We start from the raw sequence: 17,376 nt of genomic DNA, 5'->3' as shown, positions 1-17,376 counted from the left end.
GTTCATTCACGGAATGCTTCCGGTTCGCCCGGAAAGGCGTGACACCTCGCAGTGTCGATCTCGGCAAAAAGCTTTGCCCCCGGCTCGGGAATAAAAGTCGAAGGTCCCCGGACCTCCGAGGCGCGCAGGCTTGTGCCGTCGTCAAGAACGAGATCGTGGACGAGCGTGGGCCCGAGCGGCACGGATACGGTCAACCGGGCCGACATCGCCGATGCGCCTGGCACAGCGGACAAACGAAGGTCTTCGGGACGGAAGGTAATGGCGACCCTGGAACCGACGGTGAAATTCAGGCGACGCGGCAAAACCAGGCTGTTGCCATTGGCGAGCGCAATAACCGTTGCCTCGGCGTCCAGTCGATCGACCGTGCCATGGAGCACATTCGCTTGCCCGATGAAGGTGTTGACGAACAGCGTCTTCGGCCGATCATAGACGGCCATCGGCGTATCGATCTGCTCGACATTGCCCTGGTTCATCAGCACGAGCCGACCGGCAAGGCTCTGCGCCTCCTCCTGGTCATGCGTGACGATCAGCGTGGTGATGCCGAGCGTCTTCTGCAGGTGGAGAAGCTCGACCTGCAGGTCGAAACGCAATGCCCGATCAAGCGCGCCGAAAGGTTCATCGAGAAGCAGAAGCGATGGCCGCCCGGCAATCGCGCGCGCAACCGCGACGCGCTGCTGCTGCCCACCGGAAAGCTCCCTTGGCAGCCGGTTGCCATATCCAGTCAGCTGCACGAGCGAGAGCATTTCCTCCACCCGCCCGCGCCGCTCCGCGCGGGATACTTTCTGGCAGGCGAGCGGATAGGCGATGTTTTCCGCCACCGTCAAATGCGGAAACAGCGCATAGTTCTGGAAAACCATGCCGATACCGCGGGCGCGGGCCGAGACATTGGCGAGATTCTGGCCACCGAGCTGGATGAGGCCGCTTTTGGGTTGGATCAGCCCTGCAATCGCCCGCAGGACTGTCGATTTGCCACAGCCGCTTGGACCCAGAAGGGCAACGATCTCGCCCGCTTTGACGTCAAAGGAAATATCACTGATCGCATTCTGCCCGCCATAGCTATGGGTCAGGCCACGAACGCTAAGCTCTTTTCCTTCTGCTGCATTCGAAACCTGCGGCATAGATATCCCTTTGAGTTGCACCATGGCTGGCGGGCGCTTCGCGCTCGCTGCCACCAGGCGGAGATGTGATCGTTCAGCTATTTGGAGTTCGCTCTGGGTCATGGCGAAGGAGTTGCAAGCCGCATGCCAACTTGACAAAGGCAACATAAATTAATAGATTATCTAATTGATATTTATGCGCTATTTTTGATTTATGTTATTTCGCACAAATATAATCAAATAATTTTTGAAAATGTCGCATTCCATAAAGATGCAGATTTATTCAAGATCGCTCATTCGCTGGGCACGAAATTGCAGCCAACCCCTCGAGTAAGCCGCAAATTTGTTCTCTTTCTTATATGCCCCGCGCACCTGATCGTGTTTATCAGTTCTAAAATATGACAGATCATCAGATACTTAGCACCAAGAGGCATATGATGTCCGGCGATAAAAATGGTCGAGTTCATTTTTTAATCAGATGACATTCGCATTAGCATACGAATATTCATGCGAATTATGCCCCATTGCAAAACTCAGAAAAATATTTCTTTTAAAACAACAACATGAAGTGATGACACAAAATTTGGCACGCTGATTGCATCGTCATTTCCAGAAAATTCACACCGACAGAGACGTGAAAAAAGGGGAACGACATGTACAGCTTCAATGAAACTCTCAAGGCCGGCCTTACCGGAATCCTGTTCGCATTGCTCGCATCGACGACCCAGGCGGCGGAAGGCACCGCCATGAAAATGGTGCCGGATCCAGATGTGGCCAAGCTTCCGGGCGTTGCCTTCAACCAGACACTCGCCGACAGCCTGCCCGCCTCGATCAAAGACAAAAAGGCGATCAAGGTCGCAACGGACTTGACGCCGCCGATCAGTTTTCAGGACGAAGCTGGCAAGCTCGTCGGCATTGATGCCGATATCGCGGCGGCACTTGGCGTTATCCTTGGCGTTGATGTGCAGATGACCAATGTCGGCGCAGGCGCGGCCATCGTGCCGGCAGTTCTCTCGAAGCGTTTCGACATGACCATTTCCGGCATTAACGACGATATCGAACTGGAAAAGCAGGTCGATGTGATCGACTACATGTATGATGCAACGACGATCATGACGATCAAGGGCAATCCGCTCGGCATCAAAAGCATGGACGATCTGTGCGGCAAGAAGGTTGCCGTACCCGTCGGCACCTTTCAGGCGCGGCTGGTGGAGACCGCATCGGCCAAATGCTCGACGCCGATGAACGTCATGTCGATCCCGAAAATGCCTGACGTGCTACAGGCCGTCCGTACCGGCCGCGCCGATGCGACCGTCAATGGTTATGCGACAAGCGTCTATACGACCGAAAACCAGACCGGCAAGGGAGTCGGACTTCAGGCGCTCCCGGACGTGCGCCTTGCCGTCGGTTATCTCGGAATGCTGATCGCCAAGGACAATCCGCAATTGCGCGACACGGTCCTCGCTTCGTTGCAGCATATGGTCGATAGCGGTGCATATCCGGCAATCATGGAAAAATGGGGCCTCGGTCCCCTCGCCGTCAAAACCGTCAAGTTCAATGATGCCGCCTCGATGCCGGTGAATTGAACATGGCTGTGTTTGCTCAACCCTTCAGCATGGCCATCGCACCTCCCATCGGCAAACCAGTTCGCTGGGGACAAATCTCGACCGGCGCCAGCGCGATACTGGCGCTGGCTCTCCTCATCACACTCATCGCCAGAAACCAGAGCGTCCAGTGGGGACAAATTCCCCGCTACATGGTCGATCCCGTCATTCTCGATGGCGTGGTTCTGACCTTGGAGCTGACGGCAGGCGCCATGGTCTTCGGCATCGCCTTCGGCTGTATTGTTGCCATCATGGCAACCAGTCAGAACATCGTTCTGAAGGCGATGGCGATTGCCTTCGTCTGGTGGTTTCGCGGCGTGCCGCTGATCGTTCAGATTTTCTTCTGGTTCAACATCGCCCTTTTCATCCCCGAGGTCGGGATCGGGACATGGTCCATCTCGGTCAACGACCTCGTCACGCCGGCTATCGCAGGCTTTCTGGCGCTTGGCCTGCATGAGGCAGCCAATATGAGCGAGATCATCCGCAGCGGCCTCACCGCCGTCGATCGCGGCCAGCGGGAGGCCGCCTCTTCATTGGGTCTTCGACCGCTCCAGACCCTGAGAACCGTGGTGCTGCCGCAGGCAACGAGGCTGATCGTTCCGCCAACAGGCAACCAGGCGATCGGCATGCTGAAGGCAAGCGCCATCGTCTCCGTCATCGGAATGCAGGATCTGCTCACCCAGGCGCAGGCGATCTATGCCCGCAACTTCCTCGTCATCGAAATGCTCTGCGTCGCCTCGCTTTGGTATCTGATCATCACCACCATTGCCTCTGTCGCCCAGCATTTCCTTGAACGGCAGCTTGCCCTCAAAGGCCGCGACGCAGGTCCGCGAAAGGACGGCACGCAACGCGCCTGAAGCGTCGCCATTTCATCTTCAACCAAACAGGATCGCCATTGCAGCGCATCCGATCAGGAAACACCTAGGAGCAGATCATGAGATTGGGTATCGACGGGCAGAAACTGCCGGAAGCAAAAAAACGCGGCCCGCTAAAGAGCCTCGACCATGTGAAGGAACTTGGCCTTGCCGGCATTTTCTTCAGCACCGTTCTCGATATGAGCGAGACGCTGGACGGAAGCGAACTCGCCGATATTCGCGCCAGGGCGGACGAGCTTGGCCTTTATCTTGAGGCAGGCGTCGGGAAGATCAACCCCTATTGCAGCGCCGAAGCCCCGGAGTTCCGGGCAATTGGCGACGGCGACGTGATACTTGGTTTTACCCGCATGATCGAGGCGAGCGCAGCTATCGGCTGCCGCGAACTTTGGGTCTCGCCCGGCAATTTCAAATCAGAATATCGCGGCCGCCTCGCCAATGACCGTTTCCGCACCGACGTCTCTTGGGACGAACAGCTTCTGGCAATGGAAAAGGTGCTCCGGAAACTCGCCGCCGTTGCCCGCGCCAATGGCGTGCATCTCAACATGGAAACCCATGACGAGATCACCTCCTTCGAGATTTTGCGGTTGATTGACAAGGTCGGTGAGGACTGCATGGGCGTCGTCTTCGATACGGCCAACGGCCTGCAGCGCGGTGAGCATCCGGTCTATGCGGCCAAACGCGTCGCTCCCTATGTTCGCCAGACCCATATCAAGGATGCTTACGTGGCTCATGCGACCGGCGGCCTCGATTTCCAGACCCGCCCCGTGGGCCGCGGCATCGTGGATTTCGGAACGATCATCCCCATCCTCGCCAAGGCAAACCCGGACCTCAACCTCTCGCTCGAAGTCGCCGCCTCCGTCGAGGACAAGCCACGCAAGGCAAATCCGCGTCAACGCATCGAGATCAACGATCCGATCTGGCGCGCTGGCCATCCTGATCTGAATGCAGAAGAACTCGAAGCTTATCTTTCGATGGTCAGGGGCTTCGAAAAGCGCGTTTCCTCAGGGGAGATTCCGGATTGGGAAACCTATGAAGCCAACCATTACGGTTACCCAACCTACGAGAAGCAGGACTATGGCTATGACGCGGCGATCACCTTTATCCGCAACTCGGCAAAACATATCGAGACGATCTGCGCCGATAACGGCATCGAGCTCAGCCCGCCTGCCGCCAAACGTCAGGCAGCTTAAGGCGGTTAACGGGATGGCGGTGGCGTGCGCCGCCATCGTCGTCTAAAACCTTTGGACCGGCTGGATTTTGCGCGTAGACCGATATACGCAACAATATTTCCATGGATATGATTAGATCGAGCGGCAAAAAAGCTTGTGTGCATTTGGAGCAGAACATGAAACGGACGCGTCGTCAGGGCATCAAAGCAGCGCCGAAGACAAACAGCACGGCCGATGCGGCGGAAAACAACAATGACGATGTTTCTGAACGCATCCGCACCACGCTTGCCAACGCCATCGGCGAAGGCGCCCTGAAACCGGGAACGAAAATCCTCGAAGATGCGATCGCCGATCATTTCGGCGTCAGCCGCACCGTCGTTCGCGGCGCCCTTGGCGTTCTTGAGAGCGACCACCTGCTGGAGCGCAAGCGTAACCGCGGAACCTTCGTCGCCGAGCCGGGCATAGAGGAAGCAAAAGCCCTGTTCGAGGCCCGCCGCAAGATCGAATACGCGATCCTCGATCTCGTCATGGCACGCGCGACCACCGAGGAACTGGACACGCTTCAAAAGCTGACTGATGAGGAAGAGCGTATCCATCATCACGGCGACGAGAAATCGAAAACGGTGCTCTCCGGGAAATTCCACATCGTGCTCGCCGAGCTTGGCGGCAACGGCGTCCTGACCGAAATGCTGTCAAAAATCGTCGCCCGCCTCTCCCTGGTGATGGCGCTTTACGAGGAAGAAAAACAGGACGATTGCGGCGCCGACCATCACCGCATGATCGTGTCGGCCTTGAAGGCGAAGGATATTGCCAAGGCGCAGCAGTTGATGGACCACCACCTCGCCGACATCGAAGGACGTGTGCGGCTGACAGAAGGACAGGGTGACCGGCATACTTTTTTGGCTGTACTGGAGAATTTTTCGTAGCAACCCCAAGCTAGATTTCGCTTCCGCTGCTTTTTGCAGAACACTCCACATGTTCCAGGCATCCAGAGCAAAGAACATCTCTAAAAACCCTTGCGTGACACAACCCAGAAAACTTTTTGGGGGCTGGTTCATTGCTGCATTATCGGACACCCGTCGGATCGACAGAGAGGCCATGCAAAGTTTTGGTTGACCTCTCTGACGACAAGGCCACAAATGAAAACCAAGACGGAGGAAAAATCATGGATCAACCACGCCGATGGCGTCATATGGCAGGTGCGCCGAAAAATGGCGATCGCATTCTCGTCACGATCCGCTCGTCCGAACAAGGGCCGTCCCAAGTAGACCTTGCTTACTGGTCGAAGGGTGACCAGTACGGTTCAGAAGGCTGGCGTGCCTCCGACTCGTCGCCAGGGCGGATCATCGAGTACTCGGAGCCGGAATTGAAATGTTGGATGCCTATGCCCTCAGCCGATATCGAGGGCCTATCGATGCCCACCCCCTGGGAAGGCGAGGACGCCCGGGAGCTTGATGGGTCTGGCATCTGAGGTTTCCTGCACCCCCCAATTCGGATGGGCGAGCCCGTTTTCTGCAGCTTTGAGAATGGCTTATGCGAGCTCGTTAATTTTGAAACTGTAGGGCCGTACCGTGCGAGCCGTCGCTCTTCGGTGCGTGCAAGGGCACCGATCTCGACAAGTTGTGACGGTCGCGTGTCGCTTTCGCCCGCGGCATGGGTGAGCATGCACCATGTTTCGGCAAAGGTTGTATACAGCAGTGCTGACTGGTTCAGGCTGACGCCCAGAAAATAACAAGCAATCGAACTTGCGCCAATCAAAAGTTGCATAAATGATTGACTCTTTGGGCTACGTGGGCAAGCTTCAGTGAGAAAATGACGGGGAACATAACAAATCATCATGTCGCCAGACCGCTTCAATGAATGCCTGCGGGTGATCCGCTGGACGCCAATCAATATTGCCTCTGCCCTGCAATGCGAGCTTTCCTGGATCGAAGCGCTGGAAGCCGGCAATGAAGCCGTTCCTGATGGGCTCGCAACATGGCTGGAAACGCTGGCCCAAGCCCATGAGGCCCTGCCGCCGCCATCGACCTACCGGGGAAAACGGTCGTCGTTCTGACGCGGGTAACAGCTGAAAAACTTCACCAACAATCGGACCATAGCAATGAAATCTCTTATCGCGGCCATTGGCCTCATCGCCTTCTCAAGCCCTGCCTTCGCAGCGTCCTGCGAGAAAAACTTCACAGTTTCGGGTGTGCCGATGGTGACTGCCGTTTCCTACAAATCATGGCAGGAACTACCGAAAGCCAAGGCACCTGCCGTCCTTCAGAAACTTGCCCAGGCAGTCGCGGCAGAAGGTTTTTCCGGCATCCAGATCAACAAGGCTCTTTCGTCGATCGATGCCCATCAGGAAACCAGCGGCAGCGGCAGAATTCAAACGCTGCGGGTGGTGGCACGTCAGAAAGGCAATGCTGTCCGGATCGATGCTGTTTTCAATATCCAGGCAGGACAGATCGCCGACAAGAACGTCATTCGCGACGGCATCTGCAATATCATAAAGGGCGTGTAAGGCGCTGCTCGACCACATCCGACGTAGGCGGCATGATGCTTTTTATGCATCGAGGCAGGCCTTTTTGTTGAGCAAAAGCACCTGCTGGCCCTCCTTGCAAACCCAACGCGACAGCACCACAACAGCCATGTCGGAAGTGGAATTGGCCAATGCCGAGGCGCTGAAGCTCGGTCGCCACTATAAAGCCGCGGGCATGTACATGTTCTCCCAGCCCGGCACGATTGATATCGAGCACTGGTGCGGTGGCCGGGCGGTGCTGCTGGATTTCGAGTCGCGGCCAGTGCCTCGCAAACGCGCGGGAGATTGAGACGAAATGCTTCTCTATCTCGCCGTGGATGCGGAGGAACAGCCGGGGTTGAGCACGGTTCTTTTGTGGTCAGATGAGATCGTGGCATGGGTGGGCGAAGGTATTTTTGATGACGCTTAGTTTGTCGGCACGATCTTGTGCTGGCTTGGGTGCGGCATCTGCTTCAGAAATGGCCCGGCCACATACGGCTGGCTCCAGTGGCCCATGAGATTGGCGTCATGACGCGGTTGGATTGACGCTGTTGACACCTGAGCGCACGCACTGCGGCGCGTATCTGTTGCAGCCGATGCGCGCGACGTTCGAACGCGAGATGACGGTGAATGCAGCGCTTTAGCATCCGGAAAAGGTGGTGTTCGGCCGCGAGGCGGCGGAGCGATTAACCTACTGAGCGCAGGCGACAGCGTCATCTTTGAAAGTTCCTCAACGGTCATGGAGGCAGTGAGAGCCGCCACCGAACGCGACCTTCCGTTGACAGTCGTCACCAACAGTCTGCAGATCGCTGATTTCGCCGAGGATATCAAATCCTGGCGTACCATCCTGCCTGGCGGCACCGTGCGGTCCGGGCATCGCCACCTTGGGGACGAACCAGGCGAGAGCTTCATCAAGTCGCTGCATGCCGATATCTGCATGACGGGAGCCTCGGCCGTCACGGGCACCTTGCTGACGGAAACCTCGCTGGAAGTGGCGTCACTCAAGCGCGCCATGATCGCCTCGGCCCGCAGGACCGTGCTTCTGGTCGACAGCTCGAAATTCACGGCGCCCGGTTTCTGCACGCTTTCGGATATTTCAGAGATCGACGAGGTCATCACCGATACCGGCATTTCGCAGGATGCGTTGACATCGCTCAGGGCCACCGAGCGCAAGGTAACGCTGGTTTCGCTCCCAGCCCCTGCACCGCTGACCTGACGAACCGCCGTTTTGATCGTTAAATTCACTGCACCGCCTCAGGCCGTTACGCTTGCTGCTGCGAATGCGGTTTTTGCCGGGTGGCAAACAGATGAAGAGAGCGCATGGCTCGCTGGAGTTCCTCGTCTGCCGCAAGCCGGCGATATTCGGCATAAAGCGTTTCATATTGCTCCGAATGACGCAGGTTCGGCACAAATTCGCGAAGGTTGCGTGCGCCGAGCCTTTCGGCGCCTTCGGCAAAAGAGCCAACGATTCCGGACGCCACCGCCCCATGAATAGCCGCACCGAGCGCCGTCGGGTTCTCGACGTCAGGAACCTCGATCGTTCTCCCGAAGACGTCCGCCATGGTCTGCACCAGAAACGGATTGCTGCGCGTCAAACCGCTCGTCATCACGATACGGCTGATTGGCACGCCCCCCGCTACCGCCATATCCAGGATGGATCGGGTTCCGAAACACAATGCCTCGATCAGCGCTCGGTAGATTCCGGCGGAGGTCGATTTCAGGCTGAGGCCCACCAACAATCCCGACAGCATAGAATCGGCCAGCGGAATGCGGTTTCCGGCGAACCAGTCGAGCGCCAGAACCCCGCCCCCGCCCGGGCCGACCGCCTGTGCCGCCTCATTATGCAGGCCGAAGTTGCGGGACAGGTCTTCATGGCGCGGGAAGGTCTTCACATACCAGGCCAGCATATCACCAAACGCCGCCTGCCCCGCCTCGTAACACCATAATTCCGGCAAGGCCGCACCGTAGGCAGCCCCTTCGAGCCCCGGCGGAAGGCCACGTTCCTCACCATCCAGGATGAGAAAACCCGCAGATGTTCCAAGCGCGCCGACAAACACGCCGGGGCCCACGGCGTTGACCGCCGGCAGCACGACATGGCTGTCGATAACCGATACAGCAACAATGGCATCTCCGGTGATCCCGGTGCGCCGGCGCCACTCCGGCGTCAGGGAGCCGGCCGAGCTGCCGACCTGAAGCGGTTGCGAAAGCCTTTCTGCCAGCCCCGGCACGACATGCTCCGGATAACCGGCCTGCCGCGAGAACTGGGCTTTGTAGGAGGCGAAATCGAGGCTGCGCCCTTCGTTGCCGGTCAACTGCCAGACCAGCCAGTCGCCCGCCTCGATGAAGCGCCCCGTTTCCGACCACAGCGCCGGTGCCTCGGCGCGCATCTGCGCTGCCTTGGCCAACATCCACTCGCCGGAGAGCTTATCTCCGAAGTTCAGAAGATACTCACCGCCTTCGGCATTGATCGCATCGGCATGGGCCTGTGCCGAATGTTTCCAGAGCTTAACATAGGCATGCGGCTCATCCGGATAAATCACCGAAAGCGCCGTGCCGTCGGCGCATGCCGGCATTGGGGACGAGGCGGTGAAATCAATACCGATCCCTGAAACATTGCGGCCATTGCCGAGCGCCGAAAGAATGATCCCGGCAGCTTCCGTATAATCATCCGCGACCTGAAGCACAAAATTGGCTGGCAGGCTTCTACCGCGGAGGAAATGCGTCAGAATGCCGTTGCGATACGGATGGACATGGTGGCCTTCCTGCATGCCGGTCCGCGCGTTGACGAGAATGCCCCGCGCCGATTCAGAGCCGAAATCCATGCCGATTATGTAAGTATCAGTCATGACTTCACGCCCTCTGGCAGCTGCTGGCAAGTGTGGTCTGGGCCTCATTCAGGGGCATGGGATCTCGCAATTCTAAGGAACAGAAACATTGCCGTTCTTCACGCCGTGGGGCTGGCAGCGGCAGGAGCAAGCCGGCCCGATCGTTCGAAATCCGCAGCGCTCACGGCGCCGGTCATGATCGCCACGGCATCCGACATGGTCACATCTCCGGGTTTGACGACAGCAGCCCGCCTACCGAGCCTGTGAATGTGGATACGGTCAGCAATTTCAAACACATGCGGCATGTTGTGGCTGATGAGTACAATCGACAGGCCCTTGTCGCGAATACCGAGGATCATATCGAGGACCCTGCGCGATTCCTTGACGCCGAGCGCTGCGGTCGGCTCGTCGAGAATAACGACGCGGCCACCGAACGCACAGGCACGCGCAACCGCAATACCCTGCCGCTGCCCGCCGGACAGCGTTTCGACGCTCTGGTGAATATCCTGTACTGTCATCAAACCAAGGCTCGACAGATGCCGCCGCGCCTCGCTTGCCATGCGGTTGCGGTCCAGCAGACGGAACAAAGATCCGCTGATGCCGGCTGCACGCATTTCCCGCCCAAGGAACAGATTGTCTGCAATGGAAAGCGCCGGCGAAAGAGCGAGGTTCTGAAACACGGTTTCGATGCCGGCGGAGCGCGCATCCATCGGGGTTCTGAAGTTGACCCGTTTGCCTTCCAGCCGGATTTCGCCGCTGTCGGGGATCACAGCGCCGGCAAGCGCCTTGATGAGGGTGGATTTGCCAGCACCGTTGTCTCCGATGACGGCCAGGATTTCGCCGCGGCGCAATTCAAAGTCCGCACCGTTGAGGGCAACGACATTACCGTATCGCTTGGTCAGGCCGCGACCCTCGAGTGCAAGTTCGCGTGTCATGCCGAAAGCCTCCGCAGCCACTGGTCAACGCCGACGGCCGCCACGATCAGAATGCCGACAGCGAATTCCTGCCACAGCGCGTCGAGACCCGCGAGCGCCAGGCCGTTGCGAAAGACACCCACGATCAGTGCGCCGATCAGCGTGCCGATGATGGTGCCACGCCCGCCGAACAGCGATGTCCCACCGATCACCGTCGCGGTGATCGAATCCAGATTGGCGGTCGAGCCGGAGGTGGGGCTGATGGCGCCGACCCGGCCAATCAAGGCCCAGGCGCCAATGGCCGAGATGAGACCCGCACAGGCATAGACTGCCAGCAGCACGCGGCGCGTATCAATACCCGCAAGCGTCGCCGCATCCGGGTCGTCACCCGTTGCATAGACATGTCGGCCGAAGGCGGTGCGGTTGAGCACGTACCAGGCGAGAGCCGCAAGAGCGAGCATCAGGACCGTTCCGAGCGTAATGCGCGCGCCACCCAACTGGATTGCCGCACCCATCCATTGCAGGATCGGAGTGGCCTCGGCCACCTCCTGGCTGCGGATGGTCTGGCTGCCGGAATACCAGAGGTTCAGCGCCCCGAAGACGCTCCAGCTCCCCAATGTCACGATGAACGGCGGAAGACGGACATAGGTTATGAGAAACCCATTGATGAGGCCGCAACCCAGCCCACCGCCCAGACCGATAAGAAAGGCGAGTTCCGGCGGCAACCCGGCCGTAATGGCAAGGCGGCCCATGAGCGTCGAGGTCAATACCATGATCGCGCCGACGGACAGGTCGATGCCCGCTGTCAGGATCACCAGCGTCTGGGCAATGCCGATAATGCCGATGATGGTGACCTGCTGAAGGATGAGTGAAAGATTGAAGGGCTGAAAGAACCGCGAACCGACGATGATGGAAAACACCCCGACGCTGGCCGCCAGAACGATAAACGGCACCACCGTCGGATTGCCGTGCAGAAAACGTTGCAGCCTGCGAAGCGGGCTCGTGTCCTGATCCTCGAACACGGCATGAGATGGTTCACTTCCTGTCGAACCGGCCTCCAAGCCTGCCGGACCAGTCGAAGCATGATTGCTGGGTTCAGTCATAGAGATACACCCCTAGCAGGCCTGCGGCTTCAACCCGGACAGCGGATTGGTTGCCATATAATATAATGTACGGATTCAACATGTTGGAGCGCCTTCTTCACGTCCGCAGGGAAGTGCGGCGTTCGATCAGAAAACCGGCCTGGCCAGAAGTGACGCCCCGGCATAGAGAGGACGGGGCGTCAAAGGCTGCTCAGCCCCAGCAGGCCTTCAGTGCTTCATCGGAGGTGATCGAGTCAACGCCGGCAACCGGCTTGTCGGTGACGAGCGTGACGCCTGTATTGAAGAACGGCAGACCGGGGGTGGCCTCCGGCTTCTTACCGGATTTTACATATTCGACGATCGCCTCGACGCCCAGCGACGCCATTTTGAGCGGATATTGCATCGACGTTGCGCCGATCACGCCCGCCTTCACGTTTTTAACGCCGGGGCAACCGCCATCCACCGAAGTGATGATGACAGAGTTCTGCTTACCGGTCGCCTTCAGTGCTTCATATGCGCCGGCGGCGGTCGGCTCGTTGATGGTGTAGACGACAGTCAGATCACCGTCTTTCTGGAGGAGCGTTTCCATGCCGGTGCGGCCGCCCTCTTCCGATCCCTGCCCCCACTGGTGACCCACGATACGCTTGTCGTCTTCATCGAGATAACGTGTCACGTCCTTGGGATCGATACCGAAGCCCTTCATGAAGCCCTGATCGCGCGCGACATCCACCGTCGGCTGGCTCTCGAGTGCATCGATAAAGGCGACCTTTGCCTTGGAAGCATCACCCACCGTTTTGGCGGCCCAGGAGCCGATCAGTTCGCCCGCCTTGAAGTTGTCGGTCGCGAACGTCGCATCCGCAGCATCGGCAGGTTCAAGCGGCGTATCAAGCGCGATAACGAGGATACCCGCCTTGCGGGCCTGCTCCACCACCGGCACCACGGCCTTGGTGTCGCTCGCCACCATCAGAATGCCCTTGGCACCGGCGGAGATGAGGTTTTCGACGGCAGCGACCTGACTTTCGTTATCACCATCGAACTTGCCGGCGAAACTCTGGATCTTCACGCCGCCCAGTTCCTTGGCCTTCAATCCCGCGCCTTCGCGAATCTTGGCAAAAAACGGATTGGCTTCGGTTTTGGTGATGACGCCGATGAGGATATCTTCGGCGTGCGCGTTCAAGGGAATGAAGGCAAGGCTCACGCCAAAGGCAAGCGCCGCCGCACCAAGACGTCCGGACATGGCAAAACTGCCCGCCGAAGCGGGTTTTTCAAAAAACTTCATTTGAAATCCTCCCAGATTACCAAGCGCTCCCTCCCGGCCGGAGGGACGTAATCCGTCTTGGCACGATTATTAGTTACCCCAATTATGGACACTGTCAATATTATCTATGCACTCTTTTGTATTTTTTTATACATATATAAGAGGAAATATCTAAAATTTTGGATTATAAGGGGATTTTCTACGAAATCTTGGTGAACGGTCTCGTCAGATACGCGACCACATGCCAAACATTTGGAGACGCTGTGAAGAACGGGAATTCGCAATGACGAGCACAACTTCCGGGCAAGGATCACCTCCGCGCGAATGGCAGGGCGATCTCAACTCGATCAAGGCAAGTGCGGCGCTGCTGTCGCTGGTCGGCTCCGGTCATGCCCGTTCGCGCGGTGCACTGACCGAACTTTCCGGCCTCTCGCGCGCGACTGTACACCAGAAACTCGCAGGCCTGATCGATGCGGGATTGATCCGTGAGACCGAGGAAACGCTTCCGAGCGGCGGACGCCCGACACGCGCCCTTGATCTCAACCGAGACTTTGCTGTCGTTCTGTCCGCCGATATCGGTGAACAGCATATCCGGGTCGCCGTCACCGACCTGCAGCCGCGCATCTTGGTAGAGATTTCAGAAACCTTCGACATTCTGCGCGGCCCCGCGGTGGTTCTCAACTGGATCGAAGAGCAATTCGAAGCGCTTCTGGCTAAAATCGGCAAGACAACGGGTGACGTGCTGGGTATCGGCATCGGCCTGCCCGCCCCTGTCGATTACGCCAATGGCCGGGTCGTCGGCCCCTCCGTCATGGTCGGGTGGGACAATTTTGAAATCCGCCATCATCTTGAAGAAAAATTCGGTGTCCCCGTTTATGCCGAAAACGACGTCAATCTGCTGGCATTGAGCGACCATCGGCAGCGACGCGCGCATGTCAGCGAAATGGTGTTCGTCAAGGTTGGAACAGGCATCGGCAGCGGCATCATCACGGAAGGCCGCCTCTATCGCGGCGCGCAAGGTGCGGCGGGGGATATCGGCCATATCCAATTCGCGCGCGAGCCCGCGCCACTCTGCCGATGCGGCAAGATCGGCTGCGTCGAGGCGCGTGCCGCCGGCTGGGCCATCGCCCGCGAGCTGCGCAGGGAGGGCGTCGAGGCCCATACCGCCCGCGACGTGACCCGGCTTGTCGAACTTGGACAGCCGCTTGCCATTCACCTCGTCAGGGAGTCCGGCCGCATTCTCGGCGAGGTCATGACAAGCCTCGTCAGCATCCTGAACCCGCAGATGATCGTCATCGGCGGCACGCTGGCCATTGCCAACGACCATCTTCTGGCCGGCATACGCGAATTGGTCTACAAACGCTCGCTTCCGCTGGCGACCAGGGAACTGGAACTGGTGATGTCACCGCCAGACCCCGACGCCGGTATCATAGGCGCCGCCATTCTCGTGGTCGAGGAACAGATGAAGGCGCAGAACGTCGAAATGGTGATGTTGCGTCATAGTGCACACCCGGCGCTCAAATAAAAAGGATGGATTTGCGCTCAGTCCGAGCTTTGCTGTCAAATGTCGAACAACAGTGGCTCGCCCGACGCGACTTGTTTAATTGGTCAGCGCCGTGAAACAGGTCGGAAAACTCCAAACCATGTGACCAAAGCCGATCAGCACTGACACGTTAAAGCCAGTCCAGCGCCTTCGCTGCGCGAATTGCTTCGGAGCGCCGGTTACAATCGAGCTTCCGGAAAAGGTTGCCCAAGTGAAACTTTACCGTCACTTCCGAGATGTTCAGCGTCTGGGCGATCTTCTTGTTCGACATACCACTGCCAAGCAGTTGCAGCATCTGCGCTTCCCGCTGGGAAAGCCCGCCATGCAGCGCGCGCGCCTGCGGCGAGTTTACCGAGTCGGCGAATATCGACAGCGCGGTGCGGACATCGGAGGAGGTCTCGATGAAACTGCGGATGCGACGATTGTTCAAGAGCGGTGACAGGAACAAACGCTCCTCCGACAATACACCTCTGCAGCCAAGGCGGGTCGCCGATTCAAGGGCTGTAAGAATATGCGCGCGGGCAGCGGCATTGTCGCGGCGCTGATGCGCGGCATAGCTCTGCCAGATCCGGAGCGCCACTTTTTCCCGGTTGGTAACCTTGGGGTTGGCGATCATCGCGTCTATCTGGCGGGAGAGATAGGCGCGCGGCGTAAAGAGATGCACGGCGTCGCGCAGCCACGCCATGACATAGGCGATCTCGTCACGACGCGTCAGCCTCGACAGATCCTCATGCGCACTTTCCACCCAGTTGCGGCCCATCGGCATGCGGATTGCCGAAAGAGTGGCGGCGGCATCCGCCCAGCGATTGGCATTCTGGTAGGCGATGGCCGTCCTGATCTCCATCATCGCATGGAATTGAAGCCCTTCCGACAAGTGAATCCAGAGACCGTCCAGAAAACCCGCACGAACGGTCATCGGGAAATGGTCGATGAGCACCTGCGAGGCGTAAAACAGCGCAAAATGCATCAGGCTTGGCCAGATTTCGGCAGCGGCAAAGTGATCGAACTCGTGCTCAACGAAATGCAGAAGGTCACGAGGCTTTCCCGCCTCATAGGCAAGACAGGCCTCGGCAAGCCGCAACATCCGGAACTCCTGCACCGCATCATGCGGCACCTGCTCCAGCCTTGCGCGCGCCTCCTGTGCCGCCCGGCGAGCCAGAAGCACGTCGCCACTCATCAGCCGCAGCACGATCTGGTGCAGATGGATGAAGAATTCGAGCAAAGGCTGCCCGCCCATCTTGCGCAGATAGATGAGGGCGCGGGTGGCCGCGGCCTCCGCCTCACGAAAATTGCGGCGGCGGATTTCGAATTCAAGCAACGCATTATAATAAGCCGCCCATTTGCCGTGATCGTCCAAGGGATAATCGGCCATGAATTCGCCGAGGCGCGTTATCATCGCGTCGTTGGGCGTCAGGTCCTCGGCGATCATCAGGTTTAGCCGGAAGGTTCGGGCAGCGAAAGAAAACCGCGAGTCCCGGGAAAGCACTTTCAGCGGATCGAGATAGTCCGACCCGAGGCTTTTGCCGACCAGATGCCGCACGCGTTGTAACTCTCCCTGTTTCAGTAGGGCGCGGGTCACGGCAAACAGCACTGTTTCGTTCGTTGCGATCATGTCCTGTGAAAACCGCATGATGATCTCACGAAACCTGTCGACGCTGCTTCGGTAGATCAGTTCACGGCCGTGGGCGCGTTCAAGCATCTGTGCGGCATGGGTCTCATGGCCCCGGTCGAGCAGCATCGCCATCGCCGCAAGCGAATTCCCTGCCCTTTCAAAGGCGGAGGCGACCTCCACCACGGCGCTGCCGACCTGTAAGGTTGCGAGACGGTCGCGTGCCGCCAGGGTCAAAAGCCGAAAGAGCGTGGGATGTTGTTCGGGACGTCCGGTGAGGAAAGGTGGGAGCAACTCTCTCCACTCCGCCTTGGGTTCCGCAGACGGATTTTCGAGCCAGAAACAAAGCTCGACTGTCTGGGCGGGAGAAAGATGCGGCAGATAGTTTTCCCGCAGATATTCTGCACACAGCGTTTCATCCGGCTGCCGGGCCAACGCCAGGAAGGCCGGCCATCCCGCAAAATCCTCAAGCGCGATGCGTCGCTGTTCGAATGGGAGGCTTTCGGCTTCATCGTTACCTAGTGCCAGTTCATCCGGTCCGATGGTGAGCGAGCCGCGATGCAGGATTTGTCGCGCCAGCCCGCTGATCCGTTGATCGGGGCGGCACGCGATGACCACGAAGCGCACCGATTCCAGAATGCCGGCAGGCATACGCACTGCCCGGGCAAAGACCGGCACGTCCCACAGAAGGCGGCCATCAGCCACATCGTCGCTTCGCGGCTGGTGCGTGCGGCATATGGTGGTGCCCAGCTCTTTCGCAAGCATCTCCAGCAGCACGCTTTTCCCCGCTCCCGCCGGCGCACGCAGAAAAATGACACCGGCGGTTTCGCAGGCGATACGACGGCAAAGGCGGGTGCGGGGCAAAAGCATCATTCACGAGGGATAGGAGATTTAATC

Annotated in this window: 16 protein-coding genes; 10 read left to right on the top strand and 6 right to left on the bottom strand. The window is 58.5% G+C overall.

The genetic code is table 11. The features are described from left to right. Window positions 1-2 precede the first annotated feature (2 nt). On the bottom strand, window positions 3-1,220 hold the full coding sequence (locus NYR50_RS23555; RefSeq protein WP_418138223.1) for an ABC transporter ATP-binding protein: 1,218 nt from the start codon (window positions 1,218-1,220) through the stop codon (window positions 3-5). A 530-nt stretch (window positions 1,221-1,750) separates the two neighbouring features. On the opposite strand from NYR50_RS23555, the gene NYR50_RS23550 reads away from it, so the two are divergent. The 9 genes from NYR50_RS23550 (at window position 1,751) to NYR50_RS23510 (ending at window position 8,464) form a co-directional block, all read left to right on the top strand. Next, complete coding sequence (locus tag NYR50_RS23550) at window positions 1,751-2,683, top strand: ABC transporter substrate-binding protein (RefSeq protein ID WP_418138222.1); 933 nt, start codon at window positions 1,751-1,753, stop codon at window positions 2,681-2,683. Window positions 2,684-2,685: 2 nt separating this feature from the next. Continuing rightward, complete coding sequence (locus NYR50_RS23545; protein ID WP_174009622.1) at window positions 2,686-3,558, top strand: amino acid ABC transporter permease; 873 nt, start codon at window positions 2,686-2,688, stop codon at window positions 3,556-3,558. A gap of 77 nt (window positions 3,559-3,635) precedes the next feature. Beyond that, on the top strand, window positions 3,636-4,766 hold the full coding sequence (locus tag NYR50_RS23540) for a sugar phosphate isomerase/epimerase family protein (RefSeq protein WP_174009623.1): 1,131 nt from the start codon (window positions 3,636-3,638) through the stop codon (window positions 4,764-4,766). Between the two features lie 155 nt (window positions 4,767-4,921). Next, window positions 4,922-5,671, top strand: coding sequence for a GntR family transcriptional regulator (locus NYR50_RS23535; protein ID WP_418138221.1), 750 nt, complete (start codon window positions 4,922-4,924; stop codon window positions 5,669-5,671). A 239-nt stretch (window positions 5,672-5,910) separates the two neighbouring features. Continuing rightward, on the top strand, window positions 5,911-6,216 hold the full coding sequence (locus NYR50_RS23530) for a hypothetical protein (RefSeq protein ID WP_174009625.1): 306 nt from the start codon (window positions 5,911-5,913) through the stop codon (window positions 6,214-6,216). Between the two features lie 366 nt (window positions 6,217-6,582). Beyond that, entirely contained in the window at window positions 6,583-6,801 is a 219-nt protein-coding gene (locus NYR50_RS23525; RefSeq protein ID WP_003521599.1) for a hypothetical protein, read from the top strand. A gap of 45 nt (window positions 6,802-6,846) precedes the next feature. Next, complete coding sequence (locus tag NYR50_RS23520) at window positions 6,847-7,251, top strand: hypothetical protein (protein WP_174009626.1); 405 nt, start codon at window positions 6,847-6,849, stop codon at window positions 7,249-7,251. Window positions 7,252-7,318: 67 nt separating this feature from the next. After that, window positions 7,319-7,558 (top strand): hypothetical protein, encoded by a 240-nt coding sequence (locus tag NYR50_RS23515; protein WP_174009627.1) that lies wholly within the window; start codon window positions 7,319-7,321, stop codon window positions 7,556-7,558. Between the two features lie 429 nt (window positions 7,559-7,987). Beyond that, window positions 7,988-8,464: a DeoR/GlpR family DNA-binding transcription regulator gene (locus NYR50_RS23510; protein WP_418138220.1), complete on the top strand. Its 477-nt coding sequence runs from the start codon at window positions 7,988-7,990 to the stop codon at window positions 8,462-8,464. A gap of 46 nt (window positions 8,465-8,510) precedes the next feature. Here the strand turns inward: NYR50_RS23510 and NYR50_RS23505 are convergent, their stop codons facing one another. From NYR50_RS23505 to NYR50_RS23490, 4 genes are all read right to left on the bottom strand, one after another. Further along, window positions 8,511-10,094 (bottom strand): FGGY-family carbohydrate kinase, encoded by a 1,584-nt coding sequence (locus tag NYR50_RS23505; protein WP_174009628.1) that lies wholly within the window; start codon window positions 10,092-10,094, stop codon window positions 8,511-8,513. A gap of 98 nt (window positions 10,095-10,192) precedes the next feature. Further along, the gene (locus NYR50_RS23500) at window positions 10,193-11,008 is read right to left on the bottom strand and encodes an ATP-binding cassette domain-containing protein (protein WP_418138219.1); all 816 of its coding nucleotides are present in this window, start codon (window positions 11,006-11,008) and stop codon (window positions 10,193-10,195) included. Further along, window positions 11,005-12,090, bottom strand: coding sequence for an ABC transporter permease (locus NYR50_RS23495; RefSeq protein WP_418138218.1), 1,086 nt, complete (start codon window positions 12,088-12,090; stop codon window positions 11,005-11,007). The genes NYR50_RS23500 and NYR50_RS23495 overlap by 4 nt, the downstream gene beginning before the upstream one ends. A 190-nt stretch (window positions 12,091-12,280) precedes the next feature. Next, the gene (locus tag NYR50_RS23490) at window positions 12,281-13,348 is read right to left on the bottom strand and encodes a substrate-binding domain-containing protein (RefSeq protein WP_418138217.1); all 1,068 of its coding nucleotides are present in this window, start codon (window positions 13,346-13,348) and stop codon (window positions 12,281-12,283) included. 262 nt (window positions 13,349-13,610) lie between these two features. On the opposite strand from NYR50_RS23490, the gene NYR50_RS23485 reads away from it, so the two are divergent. After that, window positions 13,611-14,852, top strand: a complete 1,242-nt coding sequence (locus tag NYR50_RS23485) for an ROK family protein (RefSeq protein WP_418138216.1) — start codon at window positions 13,611-13,613, stop codon at window positions 14,850-14,852. 148 nt (window positions 14,853-15,000) lie between these two features. On the opposite strand, the gene NYR50_RS23480 is transcribed toward NYR50_RS23485, so the two are convergent. Then, a complete protein-coding gene (locus NYR50_RS23480) occupies window positions 15,001-17,352 on the bottom strand; it encodes a helix-turn-helix transcriptional regulator (RefSeq protein WP_418138215.1) in 2,352 nt (783 codons plus the stop codon). Between the last annotated feature and the right edge of the window lie 24 nt (window positions 17,353-17,376).

Source organism: Agrobacterium sp. El2ro-1b, assembly GCF_048298475.1.
GTDB classification, from domain to species: domain Bacteria; phylum Pseudomonadota; class Alphaproteobacteria; order Rhizobiales; family Rhizobiaceae; genus Agrobacterium; species Agrobacterium fabrum.
Note: the sequence above shows the minus strand (reverse complement) of the source record. Positions and strands in the feature narration are given on the sequence as shown.